At 74.0% G+C, this 14,786-nt stretch carries 13 protein-coding genes; 7 read left to right on the forward strand and 6 right to left on the reverse strand.

Annotation, left to right across the window (positions count from 1 at the left end; all coding sequences use genetic code 11):
- Positions 1–98 precede the first annotated feature (98 nt).
- Positions 99–1,550 carry an NAD(P)/FAD-dependent oxidoreductase gene (locus ACZ4UB_RS15010; protein ID WP_468070461.1) on the reverse strand — a complete coding sequence of 484 codons (1,452 nt, stop codon included), beginning with the start codon at positions 1,548–1,550 and terminating at the stop codon, positions 99–101.
- A gap of 149 nt (positions 1,551–1,699) precedes the next feature.
- Positions 1,700–2,746: an NAD(P)/FAD-dependent oxidoreductase gene (locus tag ACZ4UB_RS15015; RefSeq protein WP_468070462.1), complete on the reverse strand. Its 1,047-nt coding sequence runs from the start codon at positions 2,744–2,746 to the stop codon at positions 1,700–1,702.
- A 65-nt stretch (positions 2,747–2,811) separates the two neighbouring features.
- Between ACZ4UB_RS15015 and ACZ4UB_RS15020 the strand changes: the two genes are divergently transcribed.
- On the forward strand, positions 2,812–3,450 hold the full coding sequence (locus ACZ4UB_RS15020) for a helix-turn-helix domain-containing protein (RefSeq protein WP_468070463.1): 639 nt from the start codon (positions 2,812–2,814) through the stop codon (positions 3,448–3,450).
- Entirely contained in the window at positions 3,447–3,935 is a 489-nt protein-coding gene (locus ACZ4UB_RS15025) for an NUDIX domain-containing protein (protein WP_468070464.1), read from the forward strand. The genes ACZ4UB_RS15020 and ACZ4UB_RS15025 overlap by 4 nt, the downstream gene beginning before the upstream one ends.
- A 12-nt stretch (positions 3,936–3,947) precedes the next feature.
- Here ACZ4UB_RS15025 and ACZ4UB_RS15030 read toward each other — a convergent pair whose 3' ends face one another.
- Positions 3,948–4,877 (reverse strand): zinc-binding dehydrogenase, encoded by a 930-nt coding sequence (locus tag ACZ4UB_RS15030; protein ID WP_468070465.1) that lies wholly within the window; start codon positions 4,875–4,877, stop codon positions 3,948–3,950.
- A gap of 128 nt (positions 4,878–5,005) precedes the next feature.
- Here ACZ4UB_RS15030 and ACZ4UB_RS15035 point away from each other — a divergent pair, with 128 nt between their 5' ends.
- Entirely contained in the window at positions 5,006–5,689 is a 684-nt protein-coding gene (locus ACZ4UB_RS15035) for a TetR family transcriptional regulator (RefSeq protein ID WP_468070466.1), read from the forward strand.
- A 21-nt stretch (positions 5,690–5,710) separates the two neighbouring features.
- On the opposite strand, the gene ACZ4UB_RS15040 is transcribed toward ACZ4UB_RS15035, so the two are convergent.
- From ACZ4UB_RS15040 to ACZ4UB_RS15050, 3 genes are all read right to left on the reverse strand, one after another.
- The gene (locus ACZ4UB_RS15040) at positions 5,711–7,807 is read right to left on the reverse strand and encodes an MDR family MFS transporter (protein WP_468070612.1); all 2,097 of its coding nucleotides are present in this window, start codon (positions 7,805–7,807) and stop codon (positions 5,711–5,713) included.
- 59 nt (positions 7,808–7,866) lie between these two features.
- Complete coding sequence (locus ACZ4UB_RS15045) at positions 7,867–9,222, reverse strand: 6-phospho-beta-glucosidase (protein ID WP_468070467.1); 1,356 nt, start codon at positions 9,220–9,222, stop codon at positions 7,867–7,869.
- Positions 9,223–9,433: 211 nt separating this feature from the next.
- On the reverse strand, positions 9,434–10,306 hold the full coding sequence (locus ACZ4UB_RS15050) for an MmyB family transcriptional regulator (RefSeq protein ID WP_468070468.1): 873 nt from the start codon (positions 10,304–10,306) through the stop codon (positions 9,434–9,436).
- A 337-nt stretch (positions 10,307–10,643) separates the two neighbouring features.
- Between ACZ4UB_RS15050 and ACZ4UB_RS15055 the strand changes: the two genes are divergently transcribed.
- The 4 genes from ACZ4UB_RS15055 (at position 10,644) to ACZ4UB_RS15070 (ending at position 14,773) form a co-directional block, all read left to right on the forward strand.
- Positions 10,644–11,309, forward strand: coding sequence for a helix-turn-helix transcriptional regulator (locus ACZ4UB_RS15055; RefSeq protein ID WP_354380821.1), 666 nt, complete (start codon positions 10,644–10,646; stop codon positions 11,307–11,309).
- 64 nt (positions 11,310–11,373) lie between these two features.
- Positions 11,374–11,922, forward strand: coding sequence for a toxin-antitoxin system, toxin component (locus ACZ4UB_RS15060; RefSeq protein WP_354380820.1), 549 nt, complete (start codon positions 11,374–11,376; stop codon positions 11,920–11,922).
- A gap of 56 nt (positions 11,923–11,978) precedes the next feature.
- Positions 11,979–13,163 carry an MAB_1171c family putative transporter gene (locus tag ACZ4UB_RS15065; protein WP_468070469.1) on the forward strand — a complete coding sequence of 395 codons (1,185 nt, stop codon included), beginning with the start codon at positions 11,979–11,981 and terminating at the stop codon, positions 13,161–13,163.
- A complete protein-coding gene (locus ACZ4UB_RS15070; protein ID WP_468070470.1) occupies positions 13,160–14,773 on the forward strand; it encodes an NAD(P)/FAD-dependent oxidoreductase in 1,614 nt (537 codons plus the stop codon). The genes ACZ4UB_RS15065 and ACZ4UB_RS15070 overlap by 4 nt, the downstream gene beginning before the upstream one ends.
- Positions 14,774–14,786: the final 13 nt, after the last annotated feature.

Raw genomic sequence — 14,786 nt, forward strand, 5'->3', positions numbered from 1 at the left:
GTAGCGCGAGCCGTAGCCGGTGGTCCATGGCACGGATTCAGCGGACCGGCCGGCGTCGCGGTCACGCCGCGCGAGCACGCTCCGGGAAGCACCGCCCCTCACGGCTCCGTGAGGGGCGAGGTGAGCTTCTCCCACTCCTCGCGGTCCGGGCCGGCCGTGCCCGGCGCGTAGTCGGGGCGCCGCGCCAACCACCGCGCGACCCGGGCCCGGATCTCCGGATCGGCGTAGGCCCGCTCCGGTGGGTCGACCAGGTGCCGCACGCGCGCCCGGGCCCGCATCACCTCCGGGTCGTCCAGGGCGCAGTCGAACAGCGCGGCCGTCTCGCGGGCCGTACCGGTGCGGCCGGCCCGGGTCGCGAACCGCTCCCCGACCGCCGCGTCCGCCACCACCTGGAAGTCGAACCACGGCTTGAGCGTGCGCACCGCCCACGCGTGGTGCTCGGCGGCGAACCGCGGCGACCCCGGTTCGCGGTGCGCCGTACGGGCCACGCGCAGCGCGGCCCACAGCGCGAGCGAGGTGCCCTGCGCCAGGGTCGGGTTGGTGTGGGTGATCGCGTCCCCGATCGGCACGATCCCGCTGACCACCGGTCCCCGCTCGTCGACCAGCGCGCTCCACCGGTTGTCCAGGCCCGCCGTGGCCATGACCTCGGACAGTGGTTCGGCGCCCAGCTCCAGCCAGGCCGCACCGGGCGGGAAGGCCCGCGCCACGGCCTCGAAGACGGCAGGATCCCGCAGCGCGGTGCGGGTCTCGTCCTGCGTGTGGACGAAGAGGGTCACCGCGAACGCCCCGTTGTCGGCCGGGAAGACGGCGCATCCGGCGAAGGGGCCGCCGGTGACCGCCCACGGGCGGCGCGGGCCCTCCGCGCGGCCCTCGGGCAAGCGGTACCAGCGGCAGAAGTAGGCGATCCCCGTGCGGTGGCGCTCCACGACCGCCGGCCGGCAGCCGGCCAGCGCGAGCCAGCGCTCGACGCCGCCGCGCCGCCCGCCCGCGTCCACGACGAGGTCGCCCGCGTACTCCCCCAGCGCCGTCTCCACCCCCCTCACCCGCACGCGGGCCCCGGTCGTCCCAGCCGTCCCCGCCGGACCGGCACCGGCCCCCGCTCCCGCCGCGCGCTCCGCCAGCAGCCCGGTGACCGGCTCGCCGTACCGCGTGACCACCCCGGACTCGCCGCGCAGCGCGGTGACCAGGGCGCTCTCCAGCACGATGCGCCGGGCCTGGAGCATGACGAGGTCCTCGTCCCCGGGTCGGGCGGGCGGGCGTTCGTCGAACCAGTCCAGTTCGTGCCGCTCCCGTGCGCCGAGGCGGAGCATCTCCCGGTACACGTCCGGCAGTTCGTCCCGCAGCAGCGTGCGCGCCGCCCCCAGCAGGACGTGGGGCTGGGTGGCCTGCGGCACGGAGGGGCGCCGCCAGCCGAAGAAGTCCCGGTCCAGGGCGGTTCCCGGGGCCCTGCTGTCGCGCTCGAACAGCTCGGCCGTGTGCCCGTGCCGCGCCGCGAGCAACGCGGTGGCCAACCCTCCGACACCGCCGCCGATGACCAGCACATGTGCCATTGCGTCCCCCAGAGCCGAAGGTGCGGTGCGAGCGGTACGACGATCAGATCGCCTCCAGAGCCTGTGCGGGCCGGGCCCGAGCGAAACCCGCACACACGAGCGAGCGCCTGGTGGGAGGAGGCGCACCGGGCCCCCCGGGCGCCGTCACCTCACCCGGTGACCCCTCCCGTCACCGCCGCCCGAGCCGCCGCCCCGACCTCAGCCGCCCGGACCTCCGCCCCCGTCAGATCCGCGTTGATCTCCATCCCCGCGCGCACCCCCTGCGCGGCCGCCGCGATCACGGTGTCCGTCGGCGAGGTCACGTTGCCCGCCACCCACACCCCGGCGAGCGCGGTCGCCCCGCTTGGCCCCGCCTCGACCGCCGTGCCGAGGTCATGACCGTCGCGCTCCTGCCGTACGGCCGTGATCCCCAGGCTGCTCAACACCCCCGAACGGGCCGTGAACCGCGGGGCCACGACCAGCGCCTCGCACCCGACGGCCGCCCCGCCCGCCAGGGTCACGCCGGCCAGTCGGTCCTCCCCGGTCAGCCTCAGCCCCCGGACCTCCCCCTCCACCACCTCGACGCCCCGCGCGGCCAGCGCCGCCCGGTCGCCCTCCGGCACCCGCCAGGTGTGCGCGAGCAGGGTGACCCGCGGGGTCCACTGCCGCCACAGGTGTGCCTGGTGCACCGCGAGCGGACCGGTGGCCAGGACCGCGAGCGGGCGGTCCCGCCACTCCCAGCCGTCGCAGTACGGACAGTGCAGTACGTCGCGGCCCCAGCGGGCGGCGAGGCCCGGTACCTCGGGCAGCTCGTCGCGCAGACCGGTGGCCACCAGGAGCCGCGCGGCGCGGACCGTGGAACCGTCGCCGAGGCGCACCAGGAAACCGCCCCCGGGCAACCGGTCGGCGGCGATGGCCGTACCGGGAACGATCCGGGCGCCGTAGCCGATCGCCTCCGCCCGCCCACGGGACAGCAGCTCGGCCGGGGGTACGCCGTCGTGGCCGAGGAATCCGTGCACGTGTGCGGCCGGGGCGTTGCGGGGGCTGCCCGAGTCGATCACCAGGACCGAGCGCCGGGCGCGGGCCAGGGTCACCGCCGCGCCCAGCCCCGCGGCCCCACCGCCCACGACCACGACCTCCGCGTCCACCTCCGCCTCGGCCCCGTCGTCCACACCCGCACCGGCAGCCGCACGCGCACCCGCACCGTTCGTCCTCATGCGGCGAGGATGCGCGCCGGGAGTCCCACTTGACAAATGGTGTTGCCGAAGCGGCAAATGGGATCATGGTTGCCGCCGAGAACGACGCGTCCGCGGGGTCCGACGAAGACGACCTCGCACGGGTGCTCACCACCGTGGGACCGCGCCTGCGCGCCCTGCGGCAGGAGCGCGGGACCACCCTCGCCCAGCTCAGCGAGGTCACCGGCATCTCCCTCTCCACGCTCTCCCGGCTGGAGTCCGGACACCGCCGGCCCACCCTGGAGCTGCTGCTCCCGTTGGCGAAGGCGCACCGCGTCGCGCTCGACGAGCTGGTCGGCGCCCCGGACACCGGGGACCCGCGGGTCCGCCCGCGCCCCTTCGTCCGGCACGGGACCACGTACATCCCGCTGACCAGGAACTTCGGCGGAGTGCACGCCTTCAAGCAGATCCTCCCGCCCGCCACCGAGCCGGTCCGCGACCCGCGGCTGGGCGTGCACGAGGGCTACGAGTGGCTGTACGTCCTGTCCGGACGGCTGCGCCTGGTGCTCGGCGACCACGATCTGGTGCTCGGTCCCGGGGAGGCCGCGGAGTTCGACACCCGCACCCCGCACGCCTTCTTCAACGCGGTCGCGCAACCCACCGAGTACCTCAGCCTGTTCGGGCCGCAGGGCGAGCGGATCCACGTGCGCGCCAGGCCCACCGCCCGGGAGAAGGACGCCTCATGAGCGCAGCACACGCCCGCCCCTCACGCGCCGCCGCGCGGGCCAACGCCGTCGTCGGGGTCGGTCTGGTCGTCGTGGCGGCCGACGGCCGGATCCTGCTCGGTCTGGCCCACGACGGGCGGTGGGAGTTGCCCGGCGGCAAGGTCGATCCCGGCGAGGGCTTCGAGCGGGCCGCCGCGCGGGAGTTGGCCGAGGAGACCGCCCTGCGGGTGGCCCCCGCGGACGTACGCGTCCTGGGCGTCCGGCTCGACGCGAACGCCGGGCTGACCCGGCTGACGGCGGCCGCGGTGACCGGGGCGGCCACGGGCACCCCGGCGGTCACCGAGCCGGACAAGATCGTCCGTTGGGAGTGGTTCGCGCCGACCGAGGTGCCGACCGCGCTCTACCCGCCGACGGCCGCCGTGCTGCGCACCTGGCGCCCGGACCTCGTCGCGCTCGCACCGGACCCCGCCCCCGCGTACGAGTACCCGACGCCGCCGGCATCCTGAGCGCACGGCGGGTCACGTCAGGTCGAGGACGGCCTTGCCGTGGAGGCGGCGCCCCAGCAGGGCCGCGACCGCTTCCCCGGCCCGCTCCCAGCTTCCGCGCCAGGCGATGCGCGGGTCCAGCGCGCCCGACGCCACCAGGTTCGCCAGACGGGTCAGGTCCGGGGCCAGGTCCGTACAGGCGAGCAGGAAGAAGGTGGTGAGGGTGCGGTCGTGGCGCCCCTGGTCGCCGAAGAAGGCTCCGTACGGGAAGGCCTCGCCCGCCTCGGTCGCGTGCCCCACGGACACCAGCGTGCCGCGCTCGGCCAACCGGGCGTAGGCGTCGACCAGTTGAGCGCCGCCCACCAGGTCGATGACGCCGTCGACCGGCTCGCCGACCGCCGCCGGGGCCGCCACCACCTCGTGCGCGCCGAGGGCCCGCAGGCCCGGACCGTGCGCGTCCGGGTCGCCGGTCGACGCGATGACGTGGGCACCACCCAGGCGGGCCAGCTGGACGGCGTACCGGCCGACGCCGCCCGTGGCGCCGGTGACCAGCACCCGCCTGCCGAGGATCGGGCCGAGCCGGTGCAGGGCGCGCAGGGCGCTGGCGCCCGCCACGGGGACGGTGCTCAGGGCGCCCGGGTCCGCGCCGACGGGGGCCGGTCCGGTCAGGGCGGTGTCCACCGCCCTGAGTTCGGCCCACGCCCCCTCCGCGCCGAGCGTCACCACGGGGGTGCCGACCGGCGGGCCCGAGCCGTCGGCGGCGGCGCGTTCCACCACCCCGGCCGCGTCCCAGCCGAGCACCGCGCCGTCGGGAGCGCCGTCGAGTCCGTGGCGCACCTCGCCGAAGTTGAGCGAGGTCGCGGTCACCCGGACGAGCGCCTGATGGGCGGCGGGGCGGGGGGCGGGGGCCGTTCCGAGGCGCAGGCCTCCGGGAGCGGAGCGGTCGACGAGCAGTGCGCGCATGGGTGTGGTGCCTTTCCTCCGGGACGGATGGCCGCGGGCGCGGCCGCACTGGTGACCCTCTGCACGATTGTGCCACTCAGTGGCATAAACCTATAGGAGGCGTTCGCGTCTTGGTTACACTGGCCTCGATGACTACCGATCCCCCGCCGCACGCGGGCGCCGAGCGCCCCTCGCTGCGCGAACGAAAGAAGGCCCGCACCCGCCGGGCCCTGGTCGACACCGCCCTTGACCTGTTCACGCGGCGCGGCTTCGACGGCGCGACCCTCGACGAGCTGTGCGACGCGGTCGACGTGTCCAAACGGACGTTCTTCCGCTACTTCAGCAGCAAGGAGGACGTCGCGATGGCGCCGACCCAGGACCTGTGGGCGGCCTTCCTCGACGACCTGGAGACCCGCGAACCGGGCGGCCGTCCCCTGCTGGAGATGCTGCAGGAGGCCCTGTCGGCCGCGCTCGACTCGATGCCTGACGACGGCTGGCCGGAACAGGTCCGCCTCGGCCGGCGGCTCGCGGCCGACACCCCGTCGATGGGCGCGCACGGCCTGGCCTTCTGCGACCGCACCAGCCGTACGGCGCTCGCGACCCTGCACCGGCGGTTCGACCTCGCGGACCCCGGCGACCCGCGCCCGCGGCTGGCCCTCGACATCCTGGTGGCGGCGTGCCACTGCGCCCTGGAGTCCTGGACCGCCACCGCCGGGGCACCCTCGCGGGCCGCACTCGCCGCGAGCCTGCGCGAAGCCTTCGCCGCGGTCCCCGGCAGCCTCACCGTGACGGCCGCCCCGCGCACCTCCCCCGCACCCGACGCCGGGACCTGAGGAGCGCCGCGCACCCGCCCGCTACGACCGCACCGCCGCGCGCGGCGCGAAGTTGCCCTCGCTCAGGTCCTCCGCCAGCAGCCGCTTCGCGATCGCGTCGGCCGCCACCCGCAGTTCGGCGCTGCGCGGCCGGCCGCGGTCGCGCTCCAGCTGGTCACCGAGCCAGTCGGCCCAGGCGGCGGAGATCACCCCGGCCTCGCGCGCACCGGCCGGGGTGTGCGCGAAGAAGCTGCCCTCGCGCGTCAGGTAGCCCTCCGCCACCATCCGGTCGAAGACGGGCACCAGCACCTCCGCGGGCAGCGAGCGGCGGGAGGCGATCAGACCGAGGCTGGCGTAGCCCACCGTGCGGGTCAGCAGGTCCACCTGCATCACCGCCCACGCGCCCGCCATGTCGAGCCGGGTGTCGGAGGCGCTGACGATGCCCCGCGCCTGCTCCGGGCCCATGGTCCGGACGATCTTGCCCACCGCCAGTTCCAACAGCTTGGCCGAATCCCCGGAGGCCGTCGCCGGCGAGGCGAAGCCGTCGCCCATGTCGGTCGAGCCGGCCTTGGCGGTGTCGCGCAGCGCGACCTGCTTGAGGAAGAGCGCGACGACGAAGCCCACCGCAGCGACCGGCACCGTCCACAGGAAGACGGTCTGCAACGCGTCCGTGTACGCGGAGATCACCGGGGCCGACTCGGCCGGCGGCAGCCCGTGCACGCCCTTCGGGTTCCCCGCCTGGGCGGCGATCTGCGCGGGGTCGCCGCCCGTGGCCCTGGCCGCCGCGGCCACGGCCGAGGTCAGGGCCGGCCCGAGGCTGTTGGCGTAGAGGGTGCCGAAGACCGCGGTGCCGAAGGCGCTGCCCAGGGTCCGGAAGAAGGTGACGCCCGAGGTGGCGGTACCCAGGTCGGCGTAGTCCACGGTGTTCTGCACGGCGATGGTCAGGACCTGCATCGACAGGCCGATCCCGACGCCGAGCACGAACATGTACAGCGATTCGAGGGCGACGCCGGTCCCCGGGCCCATCCGCGAGAGCAGGTAGAGCCCGATGCCCATGACGAGGGATCCCACGATGGGGAAGATCCGGTACCGCCCGGTCTTGCTGGTGACGTTGCCGCTGAAGATGGAGGCGATCAGCAGGCCGAAGACCAGCGGCAGGGTCCGCACGCCCGAGATCGTGGCCGAATCCCCGTCCACGTACTGGAGGTAGGTCGGCAGGAAGGTCATGGCGCCGAGCATCGCGAAACCGACGACGAAGCTCAGTACGGAGCACACCGTGAAGACCGGATTGCGGAACAGCCGCATGGGCAGCATCGGTTCGGCCGCGCGGGTCTCGGCCAGGCAGAACAGGGCGAGTGCGACCACGCCGCCCACGAAGAGACCGATGATGGCCGGCGAACTCCAGGCGTACTCGTTGCCGCCCCAACTCGTCCCCAGGATCAGCGCGCTGGAGCCGATCGCGACGAGGGCGATGCCGAGGTAGTCGATCGCCGGCCGCGCGCCCGACCGTACCGAGGGGATCGTCCGGGCCGCTGCCAGCACCACCAGGACGGCGATCGGCACATTGACGTAGAAGGCCCAGCGCCAGCTCAGGTGGTCGGTGAACAGCCCGCCCAGCAGGGGTCCGATGACCGTCGCGACGCCGAACACCGCGCCGATCGCGCCCTGGTACTTGCCCCGCTCGCGCAGCGGCACCACATCGGCGATCAGCGCCATGGAGGTGACCATCAGGCCGCCCGCACCGATGCCCTGCACGCCCCGCCACACGATGAGCAGGAGCATGTTGCTCGCCAGGCCGCAGAGGAACGAGCCGGTGATGAAGACGACCGCGGAGATCTGGAAGATGACCTTGCGCCCGAAGAGGTCGCCGAACTTGCCCACCAGCACCGTGGCGACGGTCTCCGCGAGCAGGTACGAGGTCACCACCCAGGACATGTGGTCGCCGCCGCCGAGATCCGCCACGATCGTGGGCAGGGCGGTGCCCACGATCGTCTGGTCGAGGGCTGCCAGCAGCACGCCGAGCATGATCGTGCCGAAGATGACGTTGCGCCGGCGCCGGTCGAGCACGGGCGGCGCGGCGGCTGTCACGGGAGCTGTGGTCACATGTCGCACTCTCACAGCGCCGCCGCCGGGCCGCATGCGGCGCTCGGCCGAACGGGTCACCCCGCGGGCCCCTGCGCCGAGCCCGTAAGAGGGGATCAGCGCAGGTAGGACAGGCCCGGATGGTCCTGCACGTAGCCGTCCAGCAGTCGCCGGGCCACCGCCACGGAGTCCACCAGCGGGTGCAGCGCGAAGGCCTTGACCGCGTCCCGGCGCGAGCCGCTGGCCGCGGCCGCCAGCACCTCCCGTTCGACGCCCTTGACCGCGGTCACCAGACCGACCGCGTGATAGGGCAGCGGATCGACGGCCACCGGATGCGCGCCGTTGGCGTCGACCAGGCAGGGCACCTCGATGACGGCCTGCGGGTCGAGCACCGACAGGGTGGTGCGGTTGCGGACGTTGAGGATCAGTGTGGCGCGCTCGTCCCTGGCGATGGCCCGCATCAGCGCGAGCGCGACCTTCTCGTACCCGCCGGACTCCAGGTCGCTCTCCTCGCGGTCCCCGGCGCCCGCCGCCTCGCGGTTCTCGGCCATGTAGGTGGCCTCGCGCTCGGCCCGGGTACGGTCCCACGCGGCGAGCGCCGCGCCGGGCCGCTGCCCGGGGCGCTCGGCCTCGGCATAGAAGGCCCGCTGCTGGTCGCGCAGGAAGGCGCCGCGGGTCTGCCGGGCCTCCTGGTACGCCCGGACCGTCTCGCGGTTGAAGTAGTAGTAGTGCAGGTACTCGTTCGGGATCGCGCCGAGCGAGCGCAGCCACTCCGCGCCGAAGAGCCGCCCCTCCTCGAAGGACTCCAGGGCTGCGGTGTCGGCCAGCAGCCGGGGCAGTTCGTCGCGGCCGCCGACGTGCAGGCCACGGACCCAGCCCAGGTGGTTGAGGCCGACGTAGTCGATCCACGCCTCTTCGGGGCGGGCGCCCAGCAGCCGGGCGATCCGGCGCCCGAGGCCCACCGGGGAGTCGCAGATCCCGATGACCCGGTCGCCCAGTTCCTCGGCCATCGCCTCGGTGACGAGCCCGGCCGGATTGGTGAAGTTGATGACCCAGGCCCCGGGGGCGGTACGGGCCACCCGGCGCGCGATCTCCCGCGCCACCGGCACCGTGCGCAGGCCGTACGCGATCCCGCCCGCGCCGACCGTCTCCTGGCCCAGCACTCCCTCGGCCAGCGCGACCCGCTCGTCCGTGGCGCGCCCGTCCAGGCCGCCGACGCGGATGGCGGAGAAGACGAAGTCGGCCCCGCGCAGGGCCTCGTCCAGGTCCTTGGTCGCGATCACTTCCGGCGCGTCGGACACCCCCGCGGCGGCGGCCTGGTCCGCGAGCACCCGGGCCATGGCGGCGAGCCGGCCGGGATCGGCGTCGTAGAGCGTCACGCGGGTCACCCGGCCCTCGGCGTGGTCGCCGAGCAGGGCCCCGTACACCAGCGGTACCCGGAAACCGCCCCCGCCGAGGATCGTCAGCCGCACGCCCAACCGCCCTTCGCCCGCGCGGCGTCGCCCGCCGCGCTCCGGGCCCGGGCTCCGAGGAGTGCTCCGCGCCCGTACCAGCCGTCCCGTGCCACGCATCGTGGCACGGCTCCCGCGCCACGCGTCCGTGCCACGTTCGGTGACACGGACGGCGGCGGGTGCGGCACGGCCTTCCGTGCCACGCTCCGCGGCACCAGTGTCACCCGGTCGGTCAGTCGACCGGCGACGGCACGGCGCGCAGCCGCGCCGAGGTCTGCGGCGGACGCCCGGCTCCGACCGGCGCGGGGCCGACCGGTACGCCCTGCGGCGCCGACAGGATCAGGGTGACCCGGGTCAGCCCCATCGCGTCCAACATACGGCCGGATTCCGCCACCGTCCGGCAGCGGGCCACGCCCCAGCGCGGGTCGGGGTGGCGCACGGAACGCACCGCTCCGTCGCGCTCGGCCGCATCGGCCCCGTAGGTGCTGAGCCAGTGCGGGACGCCGTAGCGGTAGGCGGCCTCCATGAACGGATCGCGGGCCACCTCCTGGCGGATGCTGCGCAGCCCCTCGTCGTCGGGGTCGGCGGCCAGGCTGGTCGCGAACTGCGCGAGCAGCGGTACGCACCAGCCCGGTTCGTGGTCCTCCAGCACGGCCGCGGCGTCCGGGTGGAACAGCACGAAGCGCAGGAAGTTGTCGTCGGGCAGCGCCGTGGGATGCGGGCGAACGGCCTGGAAGAGCCGGTCGAAGGCCGAGTTCGTGAGCGCCACGTCCCAGCGGTGGTCGACCAGGAAGCTCGGGTAGGGCACCGCCTCCATGAGCGCGGCGTAGTCGCGCAGGTAGTCCCGCTGTGCCGGGTCGGCGGGCAGCCGGTTCTCCTCGGCGGCGCGCCAGGTCGGCGGCGGATCGCGGTCCACCATGACGCGGAAGAGCCAGAAGCACTGGCGCTCGCTCATCTCCAGCGCTTCGGCGAGGGCGAGCAGCTTGCGGTCCGTCCACTCCTTGACCAGGCCGCGTTCCCAATTCCCGTACGCACGGACGCTGATGCGCAGACGGGCGGCCATGTCCTCCTGGCTGAGGTTCAGCTCTTCGCGCCGCTGGCGCAAAATCTCCTTGCGTCGCTCCGACCGCACCGCGCCACGGACGGGCTCTTCACCCGTCAGGCGCCCCTCACCGGCTCGGGCGAGGCCATCGGACGGGCCCACCGCTGCGAGATGTGGCACCGAGAGCTCCCCCTTCCTCACGGTCTGGATCTTCATTTCCGTGTGGCGATCCTGCTACCGACTTCATTCGAGTGTCAACTATTGTGGCAATTCCAGCCTCGTGACGGCTCATTCACGCCACAGCTGTGGCAAGTTCTAGCCCTTCGATGGGAGAAGGGTTAGCCTCCAGGAGCCGACCATGTGCCCGAACCGACCTTCGCGCGATCTAGGAGAACCACTGGTGACAGACGGCTTCCCGGCTCCCGTCGCGGTGGCCAACGTGCCCTTGGCAGCCACCGTAACGCGCGTCGCCGAACTCGCGGGCAAGCTAGGACGCGACCAGAGCGAGGTCTTCGACCTCCGTCGCCTCTCGGAGGCCTCCGGGGTCCCGGCCGACGTGGTCAAGGACCTGCTGGAGGGCCGCCCCACCGGCGAGCCCGACCTGCAGACCCGCTTCCTGCAACGCCTGGACCTGCTGAGACGCACCCGCGTCAAGCCCAACGGGCGCCGCTACACGCAGCAGGAGATCGCGGACGGCGCGGGCATGTCCCGACAGCAGGCCGGCGCCCTGATCAACGGCGACCGCCGGCCCACGATGGAGCACTGTGACGCGATCCAGCGCTTCTTCGGGGTGCACGCGGGCTTCCTGGCCGCCCACGACGCCGACGCCCTGACCGACGCGCTGCTGCGCACCGAGCAGCAGTTGCTCCAGGATTTCGCGGCGCGGGAGCGACAGCTCGCCTCCGCGCAGGCTTCAACGGGCGATCCGCTGGCAAGACTCCTCCAGGACCATGGTGTCCGGGGCATCGCCTGGCGCGCCGCCCAACTGCCCAGTGACAAACACCGGGACAAAGTGACGGAATGGCTGGACCTGCTCCTCGAAAGCGTCAAACCGACCCAATCATGACCCAGTCGAAAAGCTGGGTCTGACCCTTGAGTCCTGATCCGGATCCGCGCCGACGGGGAGAACGGTGAGCATAGGCAGAGAGCAGCGGCGGCTGTGCGGAGAGCTGGTGGCGGCCATCCGGCTGGCCGCCCCCGTGGAACCCGTGGACCTCTACACCACCCTGTGCAAGGGCATGAGCAAACACCGCGGGCGTCCGGTGGAGTTCCGCATGGCCTCGTTCCCCCCGGGGACGGCCAGCGGCCTGTGGCTCGACATGGAGGACCGTGACCTCGTCGTCGTGGAGGAGCGCACCGCCCCGGACCACCAACTGGTGATCCTCGGCCACGAGCTGTGGCACATGAAGGCGGGCCACTGCAGCCACCACGTGGACGGCGCGGCCGTGGCCGCCCGGTTGCTGTCCGAGGAGGCCGACCTGAGCGAAACGGTCCGCCGGGTCGCCGCGCGCACCCGCGCCGACGTCCAGGAGGAGACGGAGGCGGAGACCTTCGGCCTGCTGCTCGGCAGCAAGTGCCGTCCCTGGCTCTCGGCCTCCCTGGGGCCGGGACCGACCCAACGCGACGAGCTGGCGGGACGCATCGAGGCGTCCCTCGGCTACCGAGGACCCCGAGGCTGAGAACGTGCTGAACCCTGGGCTGCGGCCACTGACCCGGCTGAGAGCGGGCTGAACGAGTGAAGGGCCTGGACTTCTACATTCCGGCCGGCGTGCTGGTGATCGCCTTCACCTGCAAGCTGCCGGGGCTGATCCGGCACTGGCGCGATCCCCTGGTACGGGCCGTCAGCGTGCTCCTGCTCGTCGCCAGTTCGGTGTTCTTCTTCGCCGCGCCGCCCACGATCGCCGCCGTCAACCGGATCACCGGCGTACCCAACTTCTCGGCGCCGCTGGTCTACTGCATCCTCACCGCCTTCAGCGCGTCCTGCCTGCTGCTGCTGATCAACTGGCGGGGCGGCCCCGACGACCGCGCGCGCACCCTCTCCCGCTGGTGCGTGGGCTCGTACAGCGCCGTGATCCTGTCGCAGTTCTCCCTGTTCGCCCTCGGGGGCGCACCGGTGGAACGGCTGCGGGACTTCGACACGTACTACGCGAACACGCCCTACATCCGCGAGATGATCCTCATCTACCTCGTGGCGCACACCGTGGCCGCCGTCGTGATGACCGTGCTGTGCCGGCGCTGGTCCCTGCACGTGCGCGGTTCGCTGCGCTCGGGGCTGATCCTCATGGTCTGCGGGTTCATGCTCAACCTGGTCTTCGACGCGGCGAAGTTCGCCGCCGTGACGGCCCGCTGGGCCGGCCAGGACCTGGACGTGCTGAGCACCACCGTGGCCCCGCCCGTCGCCTCCTTCTCCGCCCTCCTCATCGGCACGGGCTTCGTGCTGCCGCTGGTCGTGCAGCGGCTGTCGGCCTTCTGGCAGACCTGGGCGACGTACCACCGGCTCGGGCCGCTCTGGCGCGAACTGCACACGGTCGTCCCGCACGGTTCGCGCGCCGTGCGGATCTCGTGGTGGTCGCCGGCCGACCTGCGCGTCACCCAACGGGTGGCCGACATCCACGACGGGATCCTGCACCTCGATCCCTACTTCGACCACGACCTGCGCGACCGCGCCCGGACCACCGCCCTCGCGGCGGGCGCGGGGACCGCCCAAGCCGATGCCACGGCCGAGGCGGTGATGGTCGCCGCCGCCGTCCGGGCGCGCGCGGCCGATCCGGAGGAGAAGGTCATCGGTTCGGCGGACGCCTACACCTCGCCGACCGCACAGGGACCGCGCGATCTCGAACGCATCTCGCGCGCCCTGCGTTCCCCCGCAGTAGCACGGACCCGCCGGCACGCGGCCAGCACGGAAAGCAGTCACCCATGAGCGAGACCACGAGCGGCGACCGGTCCTCCGGGCCGAGACGGATACCGGCGCCGCGCACCGCGGCCGAGCCCCCCGCCCGGGGCGCGGCGGCCGGTGGCCCGGCGGCCGGTGGCCCGGGTGTCGCCGGCGCGGCGGTCGCCGGGAGCGGTGCGCGGACCACGCGACGGGAGGCCGTCGTGATCGGTGGGGGCCTGACCGGAATGCTCGCCGCCGCGGCGCTCGCACCGTACGCCGACCGGGTCACCGTCATCGAGCGCGACGTCCTGCCCGCCACCCCCGCGGCCCGCGCCTTCCTCCCCCAGGCCCAGCACGCGCACCTGCTCTGGTCGGGCGGCGCCGAGGCGATCGAGGCCCTGCTGCCCGGCTTCTCGGAGCGGCTGCTCGCGGCGGGCGCGCACCGGATCCCGCTCACCTCGGGCATGGTGGCCCTCTCCCCCGGCGGCTGGTACCGCCGCTGGCGGCCCACGCACTACCTGTTCGCCGCGACCCGGGACCTGGTCGACTGGGCCGTGCGCGAGCAGGTCGCCGCCCTGGCCAACATCCGCGTGGTCCAGGACACCCGGGTGCTGGGGCTGACCGGCGACGCCGGGCGGGTCACGGGGCTGCGGATCACCACCGCGGAGGGCGGCGAGGAGCGCCTCGCGGCCGCCCTCGTCGTGGACGCGAGCGGCCGCGGCACCCGTACCCCGCAGTGGCTGCGCGACCTCGGCGTGCCGCCGGTGCGCGAGGAGCTGGTGGACTCGGGCCTGGTGTACGCGAGCCGCTTCTACCAGGCGCCGCCCGGTACCGAGAAGAACTTCCCCGTGGTCAACATCCAGTCCGTGGCCCACGATCCGCGGCCCGGCAAGACCGCGGTGATCATCCCCGTCGAGGGCGGCCGCTGGCTGGTCACCCTCTCCGGCACCCGGGGCGGCCAACCGACCGCGGACGGCGCCGCCTTCGAGTCCTTCGCCCGCTCCGCGCGCCATCCGGTCGTCGCGGAACTGCTCCAGTACGCCGAGCCGTTGTCCGAGGTGGCCACCTTCGGCCACACCGCCAACCGGCGCCGCTACTACGAGAAGTCCCGGGTCTGGCCCGAGGGGTACGTCGTCCTCGGCGACGCCGTGGCCTCCTTCAACCCGGTGTACGGCCACGGAATGTCGGTGGCGGCCCAGGGTGCGCGGGCGCTGCGCCGGTCGTTGGTGGAGGGCGGCGGGCTGCGGGCGGCCGGGCTGTCCCGGCGGACCCAGCGGGCGGTCGCCGCGCCGGTGTCGGTGGCCTGGGACCTGGCGACCGGGCAGGACATCTTCTATCCGGACGCCGTCGGCAAGCGCCCGGGCGCGGCCGACAAGCTGCTCTCGCGCTACGTGGGGCGCCTGGTGCGGACCGCCACCGCGGACTTCGTGGTGGCGACCGCGCTCACCGAGGTGATGACGCTGTCGGCGCCGATCACCACGCTGGTGCGGCCCCGGGTGCTGCTGCACGCGCTGCGCGGGCCGCGAATGCCCCAGCTCACCGGCCCGCCGCTGACGGAACGGGAGCTGGGCTTCACCCGGCGGACGGACCGGGCCGAACGGCCCGGGGCGGATCGCGCCGGGCCGGTGGAGCCGATGGAACCGGCCGGGACCTGACGGGCGGCCCGGC

The organism is Streptomyces sp. NPDC028419 (assembly GCF_055565515.1).

Excerpts from the sequence above, each read along its gene's own strand:
- ACZ4UB_RS15040 (WP_468070612.1), bottom strand. The coding sequence starts at position 7,807 with ATGCGGCCCGGCGGCGGCGCTGTGAGAGTGCGACATGTGACCACAGCT.
- ACZ4UB_RS15020 (WP_468070463.1), top strand. The coding sequence starts at position 2,812 with ATGGTTGCCGCCGAGAACGACGCGTCCGCGGGGTCCGACGAAGACGAC.
- ACZ4UB_RS15035 (WP_468070466.1), top strand. The coding sequence starts at position 5,006 with ATGACTACCGATCCCCCGCCGCACGCGGGCGCCGAGCGCCCCTCGCTG.
- ACZ4UB_RS15030 (WP_468070465.1), bottom strand. The coding sequence starts at position 4,877 with ATGCGCGCACTGCTCGTCGACCGCTCCGCTCCCGGAGGCCTGCGCCTC.
- ACZ4UB_RS15015 (WP_468070462.1), bottom strand. The coding sequence starts at position 2,746 with ATGAGGACGAACGGTGCGGGTGCGCGTGCGGCTGCCGGTGCGGGTGTG.
- ACZ4UB_RS15010 (WP_468070461.1), bottom strand. The coding sequence starts at position 1,550 with ATGGCACATGTGCTGGTCATCGGCGGCGGTGTCGGAGGGTTGGCCACC.
- ACZ4UB_RS15025 (WP_468070464.1), top strand. The coding sequence starts at position 3,447 with ATGAGCGCAGCACACGCCCGCCCCTCACGCGCCGCCGCGCGGGCCAAC.
- ACZ4UB_RS15070 (WP_468070470.1), top strand. The coding sequence starts at position 13,160 with ATGAGCGAGACCACGAGCGGCGACCGGTCCTCCGGGCCGAGACGGATA.